Genomic DNA, 21921 nt, shown 5'->3' on the forward strand with positions numbered 1-21921 from the left:
ACAACTCATGAGCCTAAAACACTCCATCCTATTTGCATACACCGCTTTAACTATTGTAGCTTGCCAATCGCCTGCCGACATTTCAGGAGTAATAACTGGAGCTGAGCAAAAAGGTTCCAAAATCTACCTTCTGGAACCTGAAAATTTACAAGATTTGGGAGCTCCCTATTTTTCTAAAGTTATCGATTCTGCAACCATCAAGGATGATGGAAGTTTTGAGTTCCGAAATATGCCTTTATCAACTACGGAGAGATTATTGGAATTGGCCGTACAACCTACTGGAAAATCCCCGAATTATTTGGAAACTGAAGCTCAAGAAAGTGCGAACTATATGCCCATAGTATGGCAAACTGGAGAACCTTTAAAAATTTCTGCGGAATGGGAGAAGTTTCAAAAGAGCTTTCAAATAGTAAACTCTTCCGGGGCCAATAGAGAACTCCTAAATCTAAGAGACCTAAAATACCAAGCTTACCAAAACTACCTAGCAGGAAAGGAATGGCAGGTTGAAGATGGCAGTGAATTGTTGGAAAAAGAACACGCCATCTTGGAATACCAAACCGAGTTAATGAACTTTGCCGATACCACCAAGTACTTTCTGCCTGCCGTGGTAGCCCTACGCTGGGTAAGTCCGGAAAATGATTATGAGCGTGTCCCTGAATTTTTGGTGCGCCAATGTGCAAAATGGAGTCAAACTCAAGCTGAACATATTTGGACCCAGCAACTTTGTAAAGCTAGTGATGCTGCTAATTTACCCGTTTTAATAGGCGATGTATTTCCAGATGCAACACTCCCTACTTTAACAAAGGACACAATTAAGCTAAGAGAACATTTAGGTAGTAAGCTCACCATTATTGACCTTTGGGCTTCTTGGTGTGCCCCATGCCGAAAGGAAAACCGAGAAGTTTTGGCACCCTTTTGGGATACTTATCATGACGATGGTTTACAAATTATTGCCTATGCCTTGGAAAGTCATGCAGCCACATGGCAAGCTGCTTCAAAACTTGATGGTGCGGACCGTTGGCTACAAGTATCAGATTTACAGGGAGACAATGCTGATTTCTTAAAACATATTCGTGTGCAGACCATTCCTGCCAATTTTATCTTGGATGAAAACGGGGTGGTGATTGCCAAAAACTTGCATGGCGAGGCCCTAAAAACTTTCGTAGAAGAACATTTCAAATAGAAACATATCTCTTTACAATAAATCGAATTGCCCCATTTTTCTTTTCGTCTATTTCTGCAACAAATTTGCTCTCAATTTGGAATGCAGCAATCTTCTATTTCTCATCATAATTAATAAGCATTCCAAATTACTTCTCAGTATCTTTTGATACATAAGTGCTTAGCAAAATTTCTTACATTAGTACAGTTAATTTTTTTGAGTAAAATTTCAAAAAGATCCTTAAATACCTCTATTACTTTTTCTCGATGATCTCTATTTAAGGGCTTTTAACTAAACCAGCACAGATGCTAGAACGCATTATCCAATACAGTATCCACCACAAGCTCATCATACTGCTATTTACCTTTGGAATTATTGGGTTTGGACTATATTCCTTGACCCACATCCCTATTGGTGCCGTTCCAGATGTCACTAACAATCAGGTGCAAGTCATTACCACTTCCAGAAACTTGGCTACAGAAGATGTGGAGAAATTTTTGACCTATCCTGTAGAATTGGAAATGGCCAATCTTCCCGGTGTTAAGGAAATCCGTTCGGTATCCAAATTTGGACTGTCTGTTGTTACCGTGGTATTTGAAGATGCTTTGGGCACCTATCTTCCACGCCAGCTTATTGCCGAGAAAATTAAAAGTGCCGAAGAGAAAATCCCAGCTGGCTTTGGGTCACCTTTTATGGGTCCCGTATCTACTGGTTTGGGTGAAATCTACCAATATATCATTGACGTTGATCCAAAATATAAGGACCAATACTCCTTGTCCGATCTCCGAACTATACAGGATTGGGTGGTAAAACGTCAGCTCTCCGGAATACCGGGTGTGGTAGAAGTCAACACTTGGGGAGGTCATTTAAAAACCTATGAAGTTAGCATCAACCCCGAGCAACTCCGTGCCATGGGCATTTCCATCTTTGAAGTTTATGATGCCTTGGAACAAAACAACAATATTGCCGGAGGTGGGTATATAGAAAAAACCAACCAAACCTATTTTATCCGCGGGGAAGGTTTGATAAATTCCATTCAGGATATTGAAAATATTGTAGTCTCTAAAACAAACGATATTCCGGTTTACATAAAAGATGTGGCTTCGGTAGGCTTTGGATATGCCAACCGCTTTGGCGCCATTACAGGAAACGGTGAAGGAGAAAAAGTATTGGGACAGGTCATGATGCTTAAAGATGCGAATTCCAACGCCGTGATTGAAGCTGTAAAGGAACGCGTGGCCGCCATACAACCTTCCCTGCCCCACGGTATTTATATAAATCCGTTTTTGGAACGTAGCGAGCTTATTGGCAAAACCACCTTTACCATTGCGGAAAATCTTATATTGGGGTGTTTGATTGTCATTTTTGTGGTGGTACTGCTTTTGGGCAACCTTCGATCTGGTTTGGTGGTCGCCTCTGTAATTCCTTTAAGTTTGCTGTTTGCGCTTTCCTTAATGTACATTTTTGGAGTGGATGCCAACCTCATGAGCCTTGGTGCCATTGATTTTGGAATCATCATTGACGGGGCCGTCATCATTGTAGAATTTATCGCATTTAAAATAACCAGCGACCGAAGCAACCTATTAGTCCTTCCAAAACCAGAACGGCAACAATTAATGGACAAAATCACCTACAACGGTGCCACCAAAATGATGAACTCCGCCGTATTTGGGCAATTGATCATCATTATCGTGTTTATCCCCATTCTGTCCTTGGTAAATGTAGAGGGGAAAATGTTCCGACCTATGGCTCTCGTGTTTTGTTTCGCCTTGATAGGAGCTATGCTGCTATGTTTCACCTATATCCCTGTAATGGCGTCACTATTTCTAAAACCTTCCAATAACGAAAAACGCACCGTTTCTTCAAGACTAATTGCCTTTTTGGAAAGCAAATACACTCCTACCATCAATTGGGCCTTGCAACACAAAAAAACCGTTTTAGGACTTGCCATTAGTTTGTTGTTGTTCACTGTATTTTTATTCAACCGAATGGGAGGCGAATTTGTCCCCACTCTTGACGAAGGGGATTTTGTCATTCAACCCGTCCTAAAAACGGGCACTTCCTTAAGCCAAACCATTGCCACCACCACGCGTATGGAACGTATTTTGAAAACATTCCCCGAAGTAGAACAAGTGGTGAGCAGAATAGGCGCTGCTGAAGTGCCTACAGACCCCATGTCTATGGAAGAAAGTGATGTCATCATCAAACTAAAACCAAAAAAAGAATGGGTATCGGCATCGAGCAAAGATGAATTGGCCGACAAATTCAAAGAAGCCCTTTCCGAAATTGCCGGGGTCGATTTTGAGTTTACCCAACCCATAGAAATGCGCTTCAACGAATTAATTACAGGGGTACGTGCCGATTTGGCCATTAAGATTTTTGGGGAAGATTTGGACGTGCTCTATTCTAAAGCTATGGAAATAGAAAAGGCCATCAAAAATGTAGAAGGTGCCGCCGATATCACCGTAGAAAAAACGGTTGGACTACCACAAATGACCGTGAGTTTCGATCGTAGAAAAATAGCTAAATACGGTTTGAACATTGAAGATTTAAACAATATCATCACGATGGGCTTTGCAGGAATGCGCGCAGGCACCGTTTTTGAAGGCGAAAAGCAATTTGATTTAGTCCTTCGCTATGAACCAAGCCACAGAAAGGATATTGAACATATAGAAACCGCATCGGTATCCTTGCCCAACGGACAGCGGGTTCCTTTAAGCGAATTTGCTTCCATAACATACACCAAAGGTCCTGCAAAAATTTCTAGAGACGATACCAAACGACGTATTGTGGTTGGGGTAAATGTGAGGAATCGTGATTTAGAATCGGTGGTCAAGGATGTTCAGGATATCATTGAGCGGGACATTAGCATTCCAACAGGCTATTCCATAAGCTACGGTGGACAGTTTGAAAACCTTCGTACAGCTTCAAACCGATTGAAAATTGCAGTGCCCATAGCTTTGGCCCTCATTTTTGTACTGCTCTACTTTGCTTTTAGCTCCATGAAAGAAGCCCTGATGATCTATAGTGCCATTCCACTTTCTGCCATTGGAGGTGTGATGCTACTTTATATTCGGGAGTTGCCTTTTAGTATTTCCGCAGGGGTTGGTTTTATAGCGCTTTTTGGGATAGCCGTCCTCAACGGGATTGTACTTATTGAAGAGTTTAAAGAACTGAAAGCTCATGGGGTGAGCGACATCAAGGAACGGATTCTTCTAGGGACCAAAAACCGGTTACGCCCTGTATTATTGACTGCGGCGGCGGCAGCTTTAGGCTTTTTGCCCATGGCCATTTCAACCTCGGCAGGTGCCGAAGTACAACGCCCTTTAGCAACCGTTGTGGTTGGAGGATTAATTACCGCTACAGCTTTAACCTTGATAGTGCTTCCCGTACTTTACTCCATATTCGACAGAAAACCTTCCTCATCCAAACCTAAAAAGCATTATCCATTGAAACCAACCCTGCTCCTTTTTCTTCTATGCATCCCAGTTATTGCTGAGGCCCAGCAACACACTATTACCGTTGATGAGGCCGTTACCTATGCTTTAGAAAACAACAAAGGCCTTCAAGCCTATGCAAAGAAAACAGAGCAATCACAAAGCTTGGTTGGCAGTGCCTTCGATTTGGATCAACCAGAGATATATTACCATTACGACGAAAACAATATTGCTGAAAATGGAGAGCCCTTAAATGTTTTTGGAATCAACCAATCTTTACAATTCCCTACTATTTATGGTGCACAGCGAAAGGTAGCCAAACAAAAAGCACTTATAAGCTCGCAACAGTATCTCATTCATCAGAGAAACGTAACCAAAGAGGTTCAAAAAGCGTATTACCACGTGGTGTACCTCAACAATGTCCTGAAACGCTATACCTTTTTAGATAGTTTATATGGGCAATTTTCAATGGCCGCCACTCGAAGATATGAGGTAGGCGAAACCAATCTATTGGAAAAACTTACCGCCGAAGCCAAACAAAAAGAAATTGCCATTTCACGTTCACAAACCCAAGAAGACATCCATAAAGCCTATACTTCATTGCAGCAATGGATGCAAACAGATTCTGTTTTTACGGTAGAGGACATCAAATTGCCAAGGTTGGAACTGCAGGAACTTGACATGGAAGCCTACCCCGGCATTCAATATTTCAATTCGGTAGAGGAATTGAGTAATTATAGTCTTTCATTGGAAAGACAACGTCTACTCCCCGATTTGCACATATCGGTATTTCAAGGTACCAACAATGGCGATAATGCCAAACGTTATAACGGATTTCAAGCCGGTATTTCTGTTCCTCTATGGTTTGGAGCCAACAAGGCCAAAATTGATGCCGCAAAAACCGAAACCCTTATTGTTAGTGATGAATTTGAAGACTACAAGCGTCAATTGACCGCCAAATACAAAAGTCTGTTAACTGATTTGAAAAAGTATGAAGAGGCTGTGAAGTATTATGAAACCACTGGGGCACAACTCTCTGAAGAATTGACCAGAACCGCCACCAAAGCCTTTAAAAATGGTGAAATAGACTTCCTGCAATACGTTCAGATTTTGGAAAGTTCCAAAACGATAGAAATCAACTATCTGGAAAATCTTTCACATTACAACACGACTGTTTTAGAAATCAACTTTTTAACCTTTTAGCCTCATGATGAACATGACTATTCTACATATACTCAGAACCTTCCTCTTCATAAGTTTTAGTATGCTCATGGGAGTGAGCGTCACCTCATGTGGTTCTAAATCTAAAGATTCAATCGATAAAACCACTTCGGAGACTCAGGATCCTAACCTCATTACCTTAACAGCACAGCAGTTCCAATTGGGACAAATGGAACTTGGAAAAATCAGTACACAGGAATTCCACACCACAATTAAGGCCAACGGAAGCTTTGCTGTACCTCCAGAAAACCAGGCCGACGTGAGTGCCTACTTTGCAGGCTATGTAAAAAACATCAGCCTGCTACCCGGAGACTATGTAAAAAAGGGACAAACTTTGTTTACCATTGAAAACCCCGAATACATTCAAATACAGCAGAACTTTTTGGAAGCCAAGGGGCGTTTGGCCTATTTAAAATCGGATTATGAACGGCAAAAAGCCTTGATGGCCGACAATGTAACCTCGCAGAAGAGTTTTTTAAAGGCTGAATCGGATTATGAGGTGACCTTGGCCCAATTCCAAGCACTCCAAAAACAGTTATCCTTAATGCATATAGACCCCAACACCTTGTCGGGAGCCAATATGCGTTCGGTGATTGCAGTCCCTTCCCCTCTGTCGGGATATATTACTTCCATAGAAGCTAGTAAAGGCATGTACCTCAACCCAAGTGATGTGGCCATGACTGTTACCAATACGGACGAGCTTCATATAGAATTGAAAATCTTCGAAAAAGATCTTCCAAAGGTAAAAATGGGGCAACCGATCAACATACGGCTTCAAAATGACAATAAGCAAATCTATAAAGGAAGCGTACACCTCATCAATAGAGCCATAAATGAAAAGGAACGAACCATTGATATCCATGGAGATTTAAACAATCCCGAAGACGCCAAACTGTTTGCTCCAGGCATGTATATAGAAGGGGAAATTGTGACGGCTTCCTCAAAATATCCAGCATTACCATCGGATGCCATTTCCAATATTGATAAAGACTATTTTGTGCTGGTTAAAGAGAATGACACGATCTTTAAAAAGACCCCTGTAAGCATTGGAAACACTTATAATGGCTATACCCAATTACTGAATGCCGATGCATTTGATCCCAATACGGAATTTTTGGTGAAAGGAGCTTTTAATTTGATAACGGAGTAAGGTGGTAAAAAACAACTGAAAAGCCTTTAGTTCGTCTACTCAAACCCTCTATAATTAGGAAAGCACACCTTAGCTGCCTATTTGTTTTAGTTTGTTTTCAACAAGACCTTTCGGAAAATACTTAAGTTTTATTATATTGGTTACATAAATTATCAACCAAACCGAATTGACTATCTTTTTATTGTAAACAACAAAAAAGATAGTTCCTTTTTTACATGAACAAAACCTACATAACACCAACCCTTCTAGCCTTCATTTTCCTTCTTTCCATAAAAGGGTTTTCACAAAATCTTGACATTATCACCAAACAGGAACTTATCACTGTTCAAGGGGATAGCTCTTATATAAAAGAAATTAGTGTCATATTTAATAAAAGTGACCAGGATATATTCTACCCTATTTTTTATGATACCGAATTGGAAAATATATCCAATATTGAGGTTTCTACAAAAAAAGGGAAAAAGTACAAAGCTGAAAAACACCAATATATTGTAGAGGAAAATTTGGATCTAGATTTTATAACCAGTACAAAAGTTAAGTCTGTTTCAATCCCAAAAGAAACAGATGCCAAACTCACCTACCAAATAAAAGGGAGAGAACTTATGTATTTATCTAAGTTCAGTTTTTTCACTTATGACGACATAGATACTTTAAAATATGAAATAACTGTTCCAAAATCTTTTGAATTTGCAAACAACATAGTTTACAAAGACAAACTAAATTATTTTTCTTTTGATTCCATACAAAACAATGATGCAACCAAATGGACCATTGAAACAACTCCCTATAAGGTAGCCCCTGACCCGTTTATGGATTTTGGGATTTATAAAGATATGGAAGCTCCATTGATGAGGACCATATTAATCCCGGCCTCATACAAGAACAACGAAAGGAAATATATGAACGATTGGTATTTGAAAAATACAGCAGGGAGAAGAGGCCTTAAACCGGTAGTAATCCAAAAAATCAATGAATTGACTAAAGATACTACCAATCCAAATGAGATTACAGAAATTTTATATCATTACGTAAAGACAAATTTTAAATATGTGGCAATTGAAATAGGCATGGGCGCCTTTATCCCTACACACGTAAATGAGGTTTATGAAACCAAGCAGGGCGATTGTAAGGACCTGTCTAATTTCCTTTGCGAAATATTGAAACTGAAAGGCATCCATAGCACCATCGCTCTGGCTTCCACCTATCATCATATTACTGATTGTGACTTCCCTTCGTTAAGTTCTGCCAACCATGTTATCTGCATTGCCTATCTAGACGGAAAAACCATATTGTTAGACCCAACAGACCCCATTCATGAACCGGGAACTCCCGTGGAAAGCCTTCAAGACAGATCAATCTTCATAATGAATAATAATGGAGGTGAATTTTATAAGGTCGACGGCTTTTCGGCGCAAGAAAACATCGTAAGCTACGAAGTTGATTTGATGAACAACCCTAGTGGGAAGCAATTAAAAGGGAAGTTCCATGTGAACTATGAAGGCATTTCAGGTAACTTTTTGAAAAGGGTGTTTTATGACGCTAACATATCAGATATTGAAACTCAAGGAAAACAACATTACGAATCCCTTTTTACCACTCCTTTGATTTCCGATTTCAGTGTAACTGATAATACACAACAAATTCAGGCCGAAGGTACCTTGACCATAAAAGACAAAATTATTGTTGACGGGGAACACAAATATTTATTCTTGGACTTTTTACCCCGACTCTTCGAAACCGAAAATAGGAATTCATTGTTGGAAGGTACCCATCTTGGAAGCCCCTTCCAAAAAGTGGTGAACCTAAAAATCAGAATGGACGCCCCATTCCAACACTTTACTCCAATTGAACATTCACTCTCCGAGAATGGTGTTTCATTTCACTTAAAAATAAGCACTCCAGAAGAAGGTATTATTGAGTGTCAATATAACTTTTTATTTAATCACATTTTTGCCAACAATGAAAACTTAGATATCGTAAATGACATTCTTAATTCGTTCAAAAAAATTACAAATGAGCCCATTATCATCACAAATAAACCTTTATAAATACTTCCTTATTTGGAGCTTTTTGGCTTGCCATGGTTATCTATTGGCCAATAATAGCTATCCTAAAAATATAAAGGATAGCATTCCCAATGAATCATTTTTAAACGACTGCAAAAATTCAGACGCTTATTATCTGTATACATATACCGATATGAGCTATTCCAAATACTTGTCAGGATATTTAAGACATGTTTCAATTAGTAATAAATTAGTCATCAATACCACTAAAGGTGTTGAACAGTTTGCATTTTTAAATCTGGATGAATACACAAGCAATCACCTAAAGACCATTCAAGTAAAAACACATAAAGCCGATGGGACCATAGTTGCCTTAGATTCTAGTCTTGTCTTTAAGAAAAGTTCCAAAAAGCATAAATTCGGCCCTATCAATTATCCTATACCAGGAGTAGAACCTGGTGACACCATTGTAACCTCCTATACTTACACTAAACATCTAAAAAGTTATGAAATGATGGATTTTGTAGACCTCTACAACCACATTCCAAACCATAACTCCGAATATACTGTAAGAACCAACCCTGAATTGCTAGTGCATTATAAGCGCTATAACAATTTTCCAGAACCCCAAGTAGTTACCAATGACACATTGATTTATTGTGTCTTTAAAATGGAAAAAGTTGTTGGAATCCCCAATAATCCCAACACATGTACCACTTGTGAATTACCTTATGTTTATTATTCAATAGAAAAAGAAGATACCAAAGAAAGAACCTGGAAAGATGTATACAATGAAGAATTCAACGTAATGTCTCAACCCATGGCTTTGGACACTGAAAAATCTTCCTACTACAGAACATGGAAAAGAAGAGTCATTGGAGAGGCTAAGGACAGTACGAAATATCACAAGTTCGGTTTACTTCATCAAGATATTTTAAACAATATTACTATGGAACCCGTAGACCCTGTAGAGGTATTTAAATCGAACGGCTATTTCTTGAAGGAGCAACGCTTTAACACTATGGGCATAACAAGACTCTATAGACAAATTCTAGAAGACTTGAAAATTGAATATTCTGCAATATTTGCAAGAAGCAAACGCGCTGGTGCCATTGACCCCTATTATATTAGAAAGGGGGAATACGACCACATTTTCTTTGCATACGACAATGGTAATGGAGGCATTAACCTATTGTATCCCCATGAGGTTCATTACAAATATCAAATAAATGAAATCCCTACCTCCCTTTACAATACATTGGCCATTGCCGCCAAGCCCTATTTGCCAAAAAAAATTAAACAAAAGGACAAATTTATTGGTTTGGACCTAAAGCTTGCAGAAGTAGACTCTGTCTCTATTGGCACTATTACCTTGCCCGGTATGAGCGCAAATCACAATCAAATAAAACAAATCTACTATGGAAACCTTGACCCTGAACAAAAAACATCTGACTTTAGCTATAGGTTTTCAGCAACTGGAGGTTTGTTTACCGATTTAAGAAGCTTTTTCAGCCTCTTGGAGCAAGACAAACAATTAAATAATTTCTATTCTACATTAAACGAATTTGAAGGAACTGAAACAGGTATACATATAGATAGTATTATCTCCACAGAATTGAAAGGAAAAAAACCTTTTGCCTATACATTGAATGCCAAGGGCACAGTAAAAGATGGGGTTCAATTTTTAAATGATAGTATTGTGAGTATTTCACTTGGAAAATTCATCCAACATAACCTAATTGAAAATGATGATACTTCTATCGATTTGAATTACTACCTCGATTACAGTTATTCAACAGACATAATGATTTTATTAGATTTCCCCTGCAACATAGAATTATTGGGGGATTCCAAAAAAATAAATTTGAAAAATGATGTGGCCGCTTATTATTATGATATAAAATTAGTTGCGGCTAATAAACTTTCCATACAATCCATATATAAAATAACAAAGGATCTAATCCCCAAAGAGGAACACGACAAATTAGAAGAGGTTAATGAATTAGTAAACGAGTTTATGAATAAACGCTTAATCATTAAACTAAAAAAACAAAGCACTTCATAGGGCTTCCTTCAATCTATTCCTAAACTTCTAATCATGAATCAATTCATCTCCAGTCTACTTCTAAGCATTTGTATTTTCACAGGTCTGAAAACAGATACAAATCTTAACTCCTATGCAAATCAAAACTCGAACATACAATGTTCCGAAAAAGGTTGCACGGGTACTTATACTGGTCCTGAATTTATCAACGGCTCTGATGTTGCCCATCAATTTTCCAACAAAATGTCGGCTGCCGTAGGTGATAAATTAAAAGAGCTTTATAAAAATGAGCATTACAGTAAGGTAGATTTTTCAAACATACAAATGAGTACGGAGGGCATGGGAACTGGCCAAGTTGTGTATTCTTTATCTATTCCATTTGTAACCGTAAAAGAAGCCTGCGACGCCTATACCTCCTTTGACCATGTTGGAGGTTGGAATCATACGCCCGCCTTAGCCAAAAGAAAGCAAGAACTCTCTAAAGCCCTCATGGAAGGACATGAATTACAGATAAGCGATTTAAAAACCACTCCAGAAGGCCTTCAGGAATATTGGATTCAGTGGAAAAACAAAATACTGCAGTCCAACTGCCAATAACAACTAGCTTCTCTCCTGCTAACAACATACTTCTTCAAAATTCCTTACCTTTATCTTAGCATTTTTCCTTCCCAAACTATCGTACATAGAGCCTACAACTAGGCATTATTAAAAAGCAAAACCATGGCTTTTCAAGGAATTCAAGCAACAAAATCCTATCAACAAATCAACAATGGAACTCCAGATGAGGTATTTCCCCTATTGTGCCCTGTTAGGGAAAAGGATTGGATTGACGGTTGGGATTACACCATGATTTTTTCCAAGTCAGGACTTGTTGAAAAAGGCTGCGTATTTTCAACACCCCATCACGGCAAAGAGCCAACGATTTGGTATGTTACCCAACATGACCCCGAGCATCATAAGGTAGAATTTGTTAGAATTACACCCAAGGAAGAAGTGGTAAGAATCTATATTGTCCTGGAAAATAATCACAATGGTAGCACTACGGCAAACATTACTTATGAGTACACAGGGCTTAAAGACAGTAAAAATAAATGGATTGCTACTGAGCTTGACAAGGCCTTTGAGAAAACCATGAAAGGCTGGGAAAAAGCCATCAACCATTATCTAGAATACGGTGAAAAGTTAATTGAATAACACCTCATTCTTCTAATACCCACATCATGAAGCGATATACAAGATCCTGTTTAACATTCCTTGTTTTATTCAACATATTATTGACTTCATGCCGACAATTGAGTGAAAAGGTTACAGATCCCTCTGCGGGACTCAATGGCAGCTTTGAGGTTTCCAAAAACAGCATACCTGTAAATTGGTTATTGTATACCCCCAACACAGTTCCCAATGCCGATTTCAAAATTGTATTGGACACCATCATCTATAAAGAAGGTAAGCAATCCCTAAAGTTCGATATTACCTCCTGCAGAGCCCATGGCGGTTGGAATTCCCCTGGGTTTACCAATGAGTTTTTTGATATTGGAAAATATGAAGGTCCAGCTAAGTATCAAATAAGTTTTTGGATCCGTAACCGAGGGACTAGATTTAAGTTGAGCGCTGGTGGTGTCTCTGCAAAAACAGGCAACATGATTTCCTTTATTGATACCGACTCCCAAATTGAGAATTGGCAACAGTTTTCTTATGAAGTTAACGTTCCCAAGGAGCAATGGCTACGGGTGCAATTGAACTTGCTCCAACCCGGCAGCTTCTGGATTGATGATTTTATGATAAAAAAACTCTAAATCTGCCAAAAACTTTCCTCTTGTCCATCACGCATTTTTGGTGTAATTTACCTTAATCAATCCAACACTAAAAATACATCCATGACTACCAACAGATTAGAAGCCTTTAGCGATGGTGTTCTGGCCATCGTCATTACCATTATGGTTTTGGAAATGCAAGTCCCGGAAGGTTCCAGTTGGGAGGCCCTAAAACCCGTACTTCCCAAATTCATGTCGTATGTGCTTAGTTTTATCTATTTGGGCGTGTATTGGAACAACCACCACCATTTATTTCAGGCTATGGAAAAAGTAAACGGCAGTGTTCTGTGGTCTAATTTATTTTTATTGTTCAGTTTGTCCTTGGTGCCTTTTACTACGGGATGGATGGGTGAAAACCATTTTGACACCTACCCCGTTGCTCTTTATGGTATGAACCTCCTGTTGGCTGCCATTGCCTTTTTAGTTTTGGAAAAAGCAGCGATTAAATTTGAAGGTAAAACTTCCAAAATTGGCAAGGCCCTTTCCGGAAACAAGAAAGAATACGCTTCCCTTGCTTTGTACCTTGTAGGCGTGGTAGCTTCTTTTTTTATTCCTGCTATAGGCATTCTATGCTACATTATAGTGGCCATTATGTGGATCATCCCTGATAAGCGGATAGAAAACACCCTTCAAAACTGAAAAACTAATTCTTTAAACTCACTCTACCATGTCCAACATTCAATTGATTATAGAAGAACGCGCTGCCGATATCGGCAATTTTCTAGTTGGTAGGCTTTTGCCCTTTCGCCAAAAACGGGCGGTTGGTCCTTTCGTGTTTATTGACCATATGGGACCAGCTGAACTTAAGGACTATCAAAATTTGGATGTACCACCACACCCGCATATAGGCTTGTCTACCCTTACCTATTTGTTTGAGGGCGCTATTTTTCATAGAGACAGTTTGGGAACGGCCATGGAAATACAGCCTGGGGCGGTTAATTGGATGACCGCCGGTAAAGGCGTGGTCCATTCCGAAAGAACACCTGAATATTTGAGAACCACTGACAAAACACTCCACGGACTTCAAATTTGGGTAGGGCTTCCTAAAGATTTGGAACAATCGGAACCGTCTTTTCACCATATTGAGGCCTCCGACATCCCCTCTTGGGAAGACAATAGTATTCAAATCAAGCTTATTGCAGGCGAAGCCTTTGGCAAAACATCACCTGTACCGGTTCACAGTGCCCTGTACTTTTTAGAGTTAAAAAGCGGCAACGAACAAATGGTATCCATTGGCAAAGATCTCTATGGGGAATCGGCCCTTTATATCTTGGAAGGGGGCATTAAAAGTGATGGTCACCAATATGGTCCAAAGCAAATTTTAATTGCCAAAGACAGTACCTTATGTGCTTTTGAAATGGAAGCCAATACAACTGTGTACATTTTTGGAGGCACCTCATTCCCGGAAGAACGTTTTATCCATTGGAATTTTGTGAACTCGGATAAAGACATTTTGGAGCAAGCAAAAGTCAATTGGAGCGAACAAAATCTGGAAGCCTTTCCAAAAGTGCCTGGAGATGACGCAGAATTTGTGCCCCTACCTATTTACGATAAACCAAAGGATGTTGTGAGCTTTATAAGAGAAGAGCTCGACAAAAAGGGAAAGTTTACCATTTTGGAGAATGGCCAACCCGCTGGAGAAATGACCTATGTATGGGCCGGCAAAAACAAATTCATTATAGAACACACCGAAACCTTTGAAAAGTTTTCAGGCAAGGACTACGGCAAACAATTGGTGCTAAAAGGTGTGGAATACGCCAAATCCAAAGGAGTTAAAATCTTACCGCTGTGTCCATATGCCAAACGGGTCATGGAACAGGACGAAAGCTTACATGAGATGCTTTTTAGGTAGAAACTGAGCACAAACGGGTTTTAAATAATCCCAATCCAGTCTTATTTCGGAAATTACTTTGAAATTCAGTATCTTGGTTATTCACTAAAAATTCCGTGCCGCTATGACCAGACAAGAATTTTTAAAACAAGCAGGTATTACTGGAGCCTCCCTTTTATTGTTGAATGGCTCTCCTATCCTAGCCTCTGAATCTAAAACGACTCTTTCTGGCCCAAAAGCCCCTAACATTGAACAACCCCAAAAGGGTGAAGACGTTTTTGGATATATCAACAGGATTAAAGGAACTTTTGACAATACACTTTACAAACAGATTTTAGGGGCCGCAAACGACTTTAAGGAAGGTGACCAAACCCTGAACATAGCTGCAGCCAATGAACAATCCAGGATTCATGCCAGACAATTATTGGGTAATACCGCTATCAAAGAGCTTTCAAACCACAATGTGTTTCAAGATGAACTATCAAACTTGATTGTAAACTCACTCCCTACCAACACCAAGATCGATTCCTGGACCCTACAACAGCTCAAAGAATTTTTGCTACACAGTACCGAAGCTGATATTAAAAACATCATGCCAAGCCTTAGCAGTGACACCATAGCCTATGTGGTAAAATTAATGTCCAACGACGAGCTCATTGCCATTGGAAGCAAGGTGTTTAATCCGCTGCCCAACAGTAACATCGGCAGTAAGGGGTATATGGGCGCCCGTGTACAACCCAACTCCCCCACAGATAATACCGAAGATATTTCATGGCAAGTGTTTAATGCTTGGTCTTATGCGGTTGGTGATGTGGTGTTGGGCACCAATCCTGTTTCCAGTGAACCCGAATCTGTAGCTGCTATTGAAAAAGCTTTGTTTGATATCATTTCAAGTTTTGGTTTGGAAACTACCATTCCAAACTGTGTGCTATCCCATGTAGATGTGCAAGCTGAAGTGGAACGTCAACATCCGGGAAGCACCGGCATCTGGTTTCAGAGTATTGCCGGCACGGTGAATGCCAATAATACCTTTGATGTCACTATTGGTAAAATGCTGCAGTATGCATCCCTTCGTGATGGGCATTTTGGCTTTTATGCCGAAACTGGGCAAGGTGCCGATTTCACCAACGGCCATGCCGAAGGCTTTGATATGGTAATGCATGAATCTCGGAAATATGGTTTCTTGAGGGTTTTGAAACAAAAAATCAGTGCTTTAAAAGGTGATAACAACTCTTGGGTTCACGTGAATGATGTTGCCGGATTTATTGGTCCGGAAGTGTTTAGAACCAAGGAACAATTGGTGCGCTGTTGCCTGGAAGATACCGTGATGGGCAAACTCCACGGCCTCACCATAGGATTGGACATCTGCTCCACCCTGCATATGGATGTGAATTTACAGGATTTAGACTGGTGCATTTCACAGGTCATGCCAGCAAATCCAGCCTATTTAATGGCACTTCCCACCAAAAACGACCCAATGTTAAGCTATTTGACTACGGCCTTCAATAATCATGTCAGAATTAGAGAAGACTTTGGTTACAAAGTGAATGATGCCATGTGGGACTTCTTTAAAAAATTAGAAGTTATCGACAAGGAAGGACACCCCACGAAACATTTTGGAGATCCTATCTGGGTGTATTATAAATACCGACAAGCCAAGAACGACACTAGAACTATGGAGGTTATTTATAATGAAGGTAAAGATGCCATTACGCGCATAGAAAACCGCGGTGTCCCTATTGCTCAGGGTTACGGCAAAAACTATTGGGATTTAAAGCCTGAATTGGAGAAGCAAGTACAGTATTTATATGATGATGCCAAGGTAAGTCTGTGGACTGAAATGCAACCCGAGTTTGTACAAAGCATTCCTGCATCATTAGCCATTGCTACGGCCTCCCATAGTCGAAAGGATTACGTGTACCATCCAGAATCGGGTGAAGTTTTAAACCCCGATGCCATAAACCAGGTTAACTCCCTAAAAAATACTTGGGAAACGGCACCTGACATTCAAATCATCATTTCAGACGGACTTAACGCCAGAGCATTGATGGATGAAGGCCATTTGATTCCCTTTTTGGATGGATTGACCAAAGCACTGAAATCACAGGGTTACAGCCTAAGCAAGCAACCAATCATGATTACCAACGGTCGTGTCCGTGCCGGATATGCCTGTGGAGAACTTCTGTTTGGCAATACATCCAATGAACCAAAGCCTCATGGTATCGTCCATATCATCGGGGAGCGCCCAGGCTCGGGCCACCATAATTTTTCGGCCTATTTAACCGTTGCCCCAAATTCGGTATGGCAAGATAAGGGCTCTGTAGACCACAATATATCCAAGGTGGTTTCAGGCATCTCCGATACAGCACTCACCCCACAATTAGCCATTACCAATACGGCGAATATTTTGAATGCCCTATTTCTTACCCAAAAAACAGGCTGATATTTCCAGTAATTTCTCAAATAAACACTCCAAACCTACTATCTAATTTGAAACTTTAAAGTTAATTTCTAAAGCGACCATAAACTTCAGGCAAAACTCAGCAGTCAATTTTAGAAACAGATAAACGTAGGCCCTCCAGTTTCTCGGCTACACCCTTAAAAAACAAAATATTATCTTTAAAGAAGCTTTTTTGTATTTCTATCTAAAATTCATTCATTATGAAATTACTTTTGAAAACATTTTTAGCCCCCTTTTTTATCGCTGTTGCAATTTTGACTTCCTGTAAAGACAGTCCTAAACGTAATACGTCCCCTGTTAACAGTACAAATTCCATGGATTCCCCAAATTATGTAACTGTAAGTTCCACCGGAATGAACTTTGAAATGGTAGATGATATCCCTTACGGTTGGACCACTTTTAAATATGAAAACAATTCATTGGATCCGCACTTCTTTATTCTAGAAAAAATGCCAGATAGCTTGGGCATCGAAGCCTTTAAACAAGAGTTGATTCCTCCTTTTTTAGCAGCATTCAAGCATTTTGACCAAGGTAATATTGAGGCTGGCATGCAAGCATTTCAGAATATTCCAGAATGGTTCCAACGTGTAGAACTGGGCGGAGGTGTTGGGTTAACATCTGGACAAACCTCATCAGAGTCTACGGTATACCTAAGCCCTGGCACCTATGTTATGGAATGTTATGTCCGAATGCCTGATGGTATGGCCCATACTTTTATGGGTATGCTTAAAGAATTAAGAGTACAAAATACTCCTAATAATCTGGAACCGCCCAAAGCGGACCTCCCTATAACAATATCCAGTGAGCGCGGCATTCAGTTTGTCGATTCGCTTAAAGCAGGATCCTATACCTTTTCCGTAGATTTTGAAGATCAAAAGAAATACGAGCATATGTTGGGGCATGATGTTAATCTGGTGAAGCTTGAAAATGATTCTTTAGTAACCACCTTAGGCCAATGGCTAAACACGGCCAACATTAAAGCCTTTAGGACGCCAGCTCCCAAAGGTGTAAGTTTTCTGGGAGGTGTTGAAGATTTACCCGAAAAAAGCAAAGGCTTTTTTAAAGTTCAACTGGACCCTGGGCATTACCTCTTGATATCAGAAATTCCCAATTGTATAGAACGCAAAATGTATACAGGCTTTAAAGTGTATTAAGCAATCAAGGTTTATATGAACAAAAAGATAGGCCTTAAAGAAGCGATTTCCATAGGCATTGGCGGTATGGTTGGTGGCGGCATTTTTGCTGTGTTGGGACTAGCCGTAAGTTTGGCAAAAGGCGGCACACCAATTGCCTTTTTATGGGCAGGACTGTTGGCCTTGATTACCTCCTACTCTTACGTAAAACTCTCCTTGCACTATCCTGACCGTGGCGGCACCGTAAAATTTATCAATCAAGGATTTGGGAAATCGGTGTTTAGTGGTGCTATGAATAATCTGTTGTGGGTGAGTTATATTATCATGTTGTCTTTGTATGCCTCGGCCTTTGGAGCCTATGCCCCTAACCTGTGGCAAATCACACATGATAAAAGCATCGATTTTCATATTTACGCCAGTGGCATTATTGTGTTGGCTACGGCCATTAATTATTATAGTATTGCTGTGGTTGGTAAAATAGAATCTTATGCCGTCGTTATTAAACTGATTATTCTTATCGGGTTTATTGGTATTGGGGCCTATGGTTTAATGGGGAATCCCAATTTCGAACAATTGGCCGTTGCCAATTGGGAACCCTTTATTCATTTGTTTGCGGGAGGGATGGTTATTTTTGTGGCTTATGAAGGTTTTGAACTGATTGCCAATGCCGCTCCAGATATTGTCAATCCCAGCCGCAATATTCCAAGGGCCTATTATACTTCAGTCCTTTTTGTGATTGTCCTATATGTCATCATTGCTTTGGTTACGGTGGGCTCCTTACCTTTCCAAAATATTGCGGATGCACAGGATTATGTATTGGCTGAAGCTGCCAAACCCATGTTGGGGCAAGCAGGCTTTACTATTATTACCATAGCAGCCTTGATTTCGACCTTTTCCGCCATTAATGCCTCGATTTACGGCGGTAGTAGGGTGAATTATGAAATTGCCGAAGATGATGAACTACCGCATCACTTTTTGGCTAAATTCTGGAACCACCCTATTGGATTGTTAATTACTTCTATGGCCACTTTAATTCTTGTAAATGTTTTGAAATTGGCAAGCATTTCTACCGCTGGTAGTATGGGTTTTCTATTAATCTTTGGAATCGTTAATCTGGTTGGATTCAGATTGGCCGGAGACACAGGAAGCAATAAATTCATTCCCTTAATTGGCTTTGTTTTGTGCATGACCGCCCTTGTGGTACTCATTCAGCAACAGTATCGCACTAATTTGCTTGGCATTTTGGTATCCTTTGGAATTATTGCTGGCTGTTTTGTGATGGAATATTTGTATAAGCGGTCTGAGAGGTCTAGAAACTGATAGCTTTATAAAGCACAAAAACAACTATATTTATAAAAGGCTTGACATTAATTTAAAATTGGATGAAACTAAACTCAGTACTTTTTATTCTTATAATTTTAATTAGTTGTAGTGGATCAAAACATAAAACTGAGATAGATAAAACGTATCCTGAGATAATCAGTCAAAAATTCAAAAACACTGATTCCTTAGAAATCGAAATAATATACAAACAATTATCAGGATGCGTAGATTTAAATTATGGTCGAATCTATATAACACAACGGAACAAGAAAATGTTTTTTTATCATTCATCAACGAATGAAGAATCTGAAAACGAGCATTTCTCAGGGTCTATTTATGGATTGATTGATTTAGTTATTGCTTTTGAAAGTGAAGCCAAAGAATCGAATTCAGGATGTGGCGGATATGCCGGTGGTACAGGATATGAAATAGATTTAAAAATAAATAATGAAGAAACAAAATTTGGATTTTGTAAAGAAGTTTATGATGGCTTGAACAAGTTAGTTAACCAAATGAAAATATTGAAACAAATAAACTAATATCAACACCATGTCCCTTTATTGTTTTGAGTTTTCCTCTCAAAGAAATCAAACAAAACCATTGCCTGCTGTAAAAATTATATATTATGAAATTAAAAATTTTGGGGGCTCTTGTTTTAAGTCTTGTACTTTTTTCCTCCTGTAAAAAAGAAACTCCCGTAATTGATGGTACCGGTACCTCAGTGTATTACAACGGCGATATTATAACAATGGAAAGCGATGCTCCAGAGTATGCCCAAGCGCTTGTTGTTCGGGGGGGCAAGATTGTATATGTGGGAGAATCGGCAGAGGCAATGACTAAGGCAGGTAGAGGACATACTATGATAGACTTGGAAGGAAAAACATTGGTTCCAGGTTTTATAGATGGCCACTCCCATTTCAGCAGCTTTGGCTCTCAAGCTGTATGTGCCAATTTATTGGCTTCGCCAGATGGGAAATGCAATACCATTCCAGAACTTATATCGGAACTAAAAGACTGGTATAAAAAAAATGGAGTTGACAAAACCAATGGTTGGATTGTAGGACTAGGCTTTGATGATGCCGCACTCCAAGAGCATAGATTTCCAACCAAGGAAGATTTAGACCAAGTTTCCACAGATTTGCCTGTAATGGCTTGTCACATATCGGGGCATTTCAGTGTAGTAAACTCTAAAGGGTTGGAATTATTGAATATCACCAAGGATACCAAGGACCCCGCTGGCGGTATTATACGAAGAATGCCTAATAGCCAAGAACCCAATGGGGTTATGGAAGAGTTAGCGAGTATTCCCGCCATGTTAAAGGTATTAACACCAAGTTCTTCAGAATTAGGTGATTTTTTTATTGAAAAAGGGTTTGAATTAGCTACCAGTTATGGCTATACAACGGCTCAAGAAGGTCGGGCTATGGAAAACCATCTGCAGTTGGCCGATTATGCCAAACGTGGAAAAATGCCGATAGATGTCAATTCTTATGTCGATTATATGTATCCTCAGTATATGGCAACTGAATGGTATGGCAAGGACTATAAAAATCATTATAGAATCGCTGGAATTAAATTAACGTTGGATGGCTCTCCTCAAGGCAGAACCGCTTGGAGAACTGTGCCCTATACGTTACCTCCCGATGGACAGAATGCAGATTACAGAGGTTACCCTGCCATTCCTGATGATAATGAAGTGGCGAGAATCGTAGATATGTCCCTAAAAAATAATTGGCAAATGCAAATCCACTGTAATGGGGATGCAGCTCTAGACCAATATTTAAAAGCTCTTGAACCTGCAGTTAAAAAGTATGGAAATAATGACAGACGTAACACACTAATACATGGTCAATTAATTAGGATAAACCAAATAGACAGCCTTAAAAAATATGATATTGTAGCATCCCTTTTCCCAATGCACACTTTTTATTGGGGAGATTGGTATAAACAAATTATAGGTGAAGAAGCAGCCATGCGCATTAGCCCAATCAAAACTTGTATGGATAAAGGCGTTCATGTTACCAGTCATACCGATGCCCCTGTTGCCCTACCTAATCTAATGATGATCATGCATACAACTGTAAATAGGGTTTCACGCAGTGGAGACATTATTGGCAAAAATGAACGTTTAACACCTTATGAGGCAATGAAATGTATCACATCTTGGTCTGCCTATCAATTGTTTGAAGATGATATCAAAGGGACCTTAAGTGAAGGTAACTTAGCAGATTTGGTGATTTTGGATAAAAACCCATTGAAGGTTGATCCTATGACGTTAAAAGACATTAAAGTTCTGGAAACTATTAAGGAAGGGAAAAGCGTTTATAAACGAAAATAGC

Annotated in this window: 15 protein-coding genes and 1 pseudogene; all 16 read left to right on the forward strand. The window is 39.6% G+C overall.

All coding sequences use genetic code 11. The features are described 5' to 3' along the window. The first annotated feature begins 7 nt into the window (after positions 1 to 7). The 16 genes and pseudogenes from AC6I5C_RS12415 (at position 8) to AC6I5C_RS12490 (ending at position 21920) form a co-directional block, all read left to right on the forward strand. A complete protein-coding gene (locus AC6I5C_RS12415) occupies positions 8 to 1183 on the forward strand; it encodes a TlpA family protein disulfide reductase (protein WP_497905422.1) in 1176 nt (391 codons plus the stop codon). A 284-nt stretch (positions 1184 to 1467) separates the two neighbouring features. Further along, the gene (locus AC6I5C_RS12420) at positions 1468 to 5802 is read left to right on the forward strand and encodes a CusA/CzcA family heavy metal efflux RND transporter (RefSeq protein WP_497905423.1); all 4335 of its coding nucleotides are present in this window, start codon (positions 1468 to 1470) and stop codon (positions 5800 to 5802) included. 13 nt (positions 5803 to 5815) lie between these two features. After that, positions 5816 to 6970 (forward strand): efflux RND transporter periplasmic adaptor subunit, encoded by a 1155-nt coding sequence (locus AC6I5C_RS12425; protein WP_497905424.1) that lies wholly within the window; start codon positions 5816 to 5818, stop codon positions 6968 to 6970. A 215-nt stretch (positions 6971 to 7185) separates the two neighbouring features. Further along, positions 7186 to 9018: a transglutaminase-like domain-containing protein gene (locus AC6I5C_RS12430; protein ID WP_497905425.1), complete on the forward strand. Its 1833-nt coding sequence runs from the start codon at positions 7186 to 7188 to the stop codon at positions 9016 to 9018. Further along, positions 8984 to 11041 (forward strand): DUF3857 domain-containing protein, encoded by a 2058-nt coding sequence (locus AC6I5C_RS12435; RefSeq protein WP_497905426.1) that lies wholly within the window; start codon positions 8984 to 8986, stop codon positions 11039 to 11041. Before AC6I5C_RS12430 ends, AC6I5C_RS12435 begins: the two co-directional genes overlap by 35 nt. Before the next feature lie 33 nt (positions 11042 to 11074). After that, positions 11075 to 11617 carry a hypothetical protein gene (locus tag AC6I5C_RS12440; RefSeq protein ID WP_497905427.1) on the forward strand — a complete coding sequence of 181 codons (543 nt, stop codon included), beginning with the start codon at positions 11075 to 11077 and terminating at the stop codon, positions 11615 to 11617. Between the two features lie 123 nt (positions 11618 to 11740). Continuing rightward, positions 11741 to 12214 (forward strand): hypothetical protein, encoded by a 474-nt coding sequence (locus tag AC6I5C_RS12445; RefSeq protein ID WP_497905428.1) that lies wholly within the window; start codon positions 11741 to 11743, stop codon positions 12212 to 12214. A 26-nt stretch (positions 12215 to 12240) separates the two neighbouring features. Further along, positions 12241 to 12816 carry a hypothetical protein gene (locus AC6I5C_RS12450; RefSeq protein ID WP_497905429.1) on the forward strand — a complete coding sequence of 192 codons (576 nt, stop codon included), beginning with the start codon at positions 12241 to 12243 and terminating at the stop codon, positions 12814 to 12816. Positions 12817 to 12897: 81 nt separating this feature from the next. Continuing rightward, on the forward strand, positions 12898 to 13473 hold the full coding sequence (locus tag AC6I5C_RS12455; protein WP_497905430.1) for a TMEM175 family protein: 576 nt from the start codon (positions 12898 to 12900) through the stop codon (positions 13471 to 13473). 28 nt (positions 13474 to 13501) lie between these two features. Then, positions 13502 to 14377 (forward strand): annotated as a pseudogene (locus AC6I5C_RS12460) (pirin family protein); the annotation flags it as partial. A 24-nt stretch (positions 14378 to 14401) separates the two neighbouring features. Next, on the forward strand, positions 14402 to 14686 hold the full coding sequence (locus tag AC6I5C_RS12465) for a GNAT family N-acetyltransferase (RefSeq protein WP_497905597.1): 285 nt from the start codon (positions 14402 to 14404) through the stop codon (positions 14684 to 14686). A gap of 103 nt (positions 14687 to 14789) precedes the next feature. Then, entirely contained in the window at positions 14790 to 17108 is a 2319-nt protein-coding gene (gene eutB, locus AC6I5C_RS12470; RefSeq protein ID WP_497905431.1) for an ethanolamine ammonia-lyase subunit EutB, read from the forward strand. A 218-nt stretch (positions 17109 to 17326) separates the two neighbouring features. Further along, entirely contained in the window at positions 17327 to 18280 is a 954-nt protein-coding gene (locus AC6I5C_RS12475; protein WP_497905432.1) for a hypothetical protein, read from the forward strand. Positions 18281 to 18295: 15 nt separating this feature from the next. Continuing rightward, the gene (locus tag AC6I5C_RS12480) at positions 18296 to 19579 is read left to right on the forward strand and encodes an APC family permease (RefSeq protein WP_497905433.1); all 1284 of its coding nucleotides are present in this window, start codon (positions 18296 to 18298) and stop codon (positions 19577 to 19579) included. A gap of 62 nt (positions 19580 to 19641) precedes the next feature. Next, positions 19642 to 20121 (forward strand): hypothetical protein, encoded by a 480-nt coding sequence (locus AC6I5C_RS12485; protein WP_497905434.1) that lies wholly within the window; start codon positions 19642 to 19644, stop codon positions 20119 to 20121. An 86-nt stretch (positions 20122 to 20207) separates the two neighbouring features. Beyond that, complete coding sequence (locus AC6I5C_RS12490) at positions 20208 to 21920, forward strand: amidohydrolase (protein WP_497905435.1); 1713 nt, start codon at positions 20208 to 20210, stop codon at positions 21918 to 21920. The last annotated feature ends 1 nt before the right edge of the window (position 21921 follow it).

The organism is Mangrovimonas sp. sgz306409 (assembly GCF_059735265.1).

Excerpts from the sequence above, each read along its gene's own strand:
- AC6I5C_RS12415 (WP_497905422.1), top strand. The coding sequence starts at position 8 with ATGAGCCTAAAACACTCCATCCTATTTGCATACACCGCTTTAACTATT.
- AC6I5C_RS12420 (WP_497905423.1), top strand. The coding sequence starts at position 1,468 with ATGCTAGAACGCATTATCCAATACAGTATCCACCACAAGCTCATCATA.
- AC6I5C_RS12425 (WP_497905424.1), top strand. The coding sequence starts at position 5,816 with ATGACTATTCTACATATACTCAGAACCTTCCTCTTCATAAGTTTTAGT.
- AC6I5C_RS12430 (WP_497905425.1), top strand. The coding sequence starts at position 7,186 with ATGAACAAAACCTACATAACACCAACCCTTCTAGCCTTCATTTTCCTT.
- AC6I5C_RS12435 (WP_497905426.1), top strand. The coding sequence starts at position 8,984 with ATGAGCCCATTATCATCACAAATAAACCTTTATAAATACTTCCTTATT.
- AC6I5C_RS12440 (WP_497905427.1), top strand. The coding sequence starts at position 11,075 with ATGAATCAATTCATCTCCAGTCTACTTCTAAGCATTTGTATTTTCACA.
- AC6I5C_RS12445 (WP_497905428.1), top strand. The coding sequence starts at position 11,741 with ATGGCTTTTCAAGGAATTCAAGCAACAAAATCCTATCAACAAATCAAC.
- AC6I5C_RS12450 (WP_497905429.1), top strand. The coding sequence starts at position 12,241 with ATGAAGCGATATACAAGATCCTGTTTAACATTCCTTGTTTTATTCAAC.
- AC6I5C_RS12455 (WP_497905430.1), top strand. The coding sequence starts at position 12,898 with ATGACTACCAACAGATTAGAAGCCTTTAGCGATGGTGTTCTGGCCATC.
- eutB (WP_497905431.1), top strand. The coding sequence starts at position 14,790 with ATGACCAGACAAGAATTTTTAAAACAAGCAGGTATTACTGGAGCCTCC.
- AC6I5C_RS12475 (WP_497905432.1), top strand. The coding sequence starts at position 17,327 with ATGAAATTACTTTTGAAAACATTTTTAGCCCCCTTTTTTATCGCTGTT.
- AC6I5C_RS12480 (WP_497905433.1), top strand. The coding sequence starts at position 18,296 with ATGAACAAAAAGATAGGCCTTAAAGAAGCGATTTCCATAGGCATTGGC.
- AC6I5C_RS12485 (WP_497905434.1), top strand. The coding sequence starts at position 19,642 with ATGAAACTAAACTCAGTACTTTTTATTCTTATAATTTTAATTAGTTGT.
- AC6I5C_RS12490 (WP_497905435.1), top strand. The coding sequence starts at position 20,208 with ATGAAATTAAAAATTTTGGGGGCTCTTGTTTTAAGTCTTGTACTTTTT.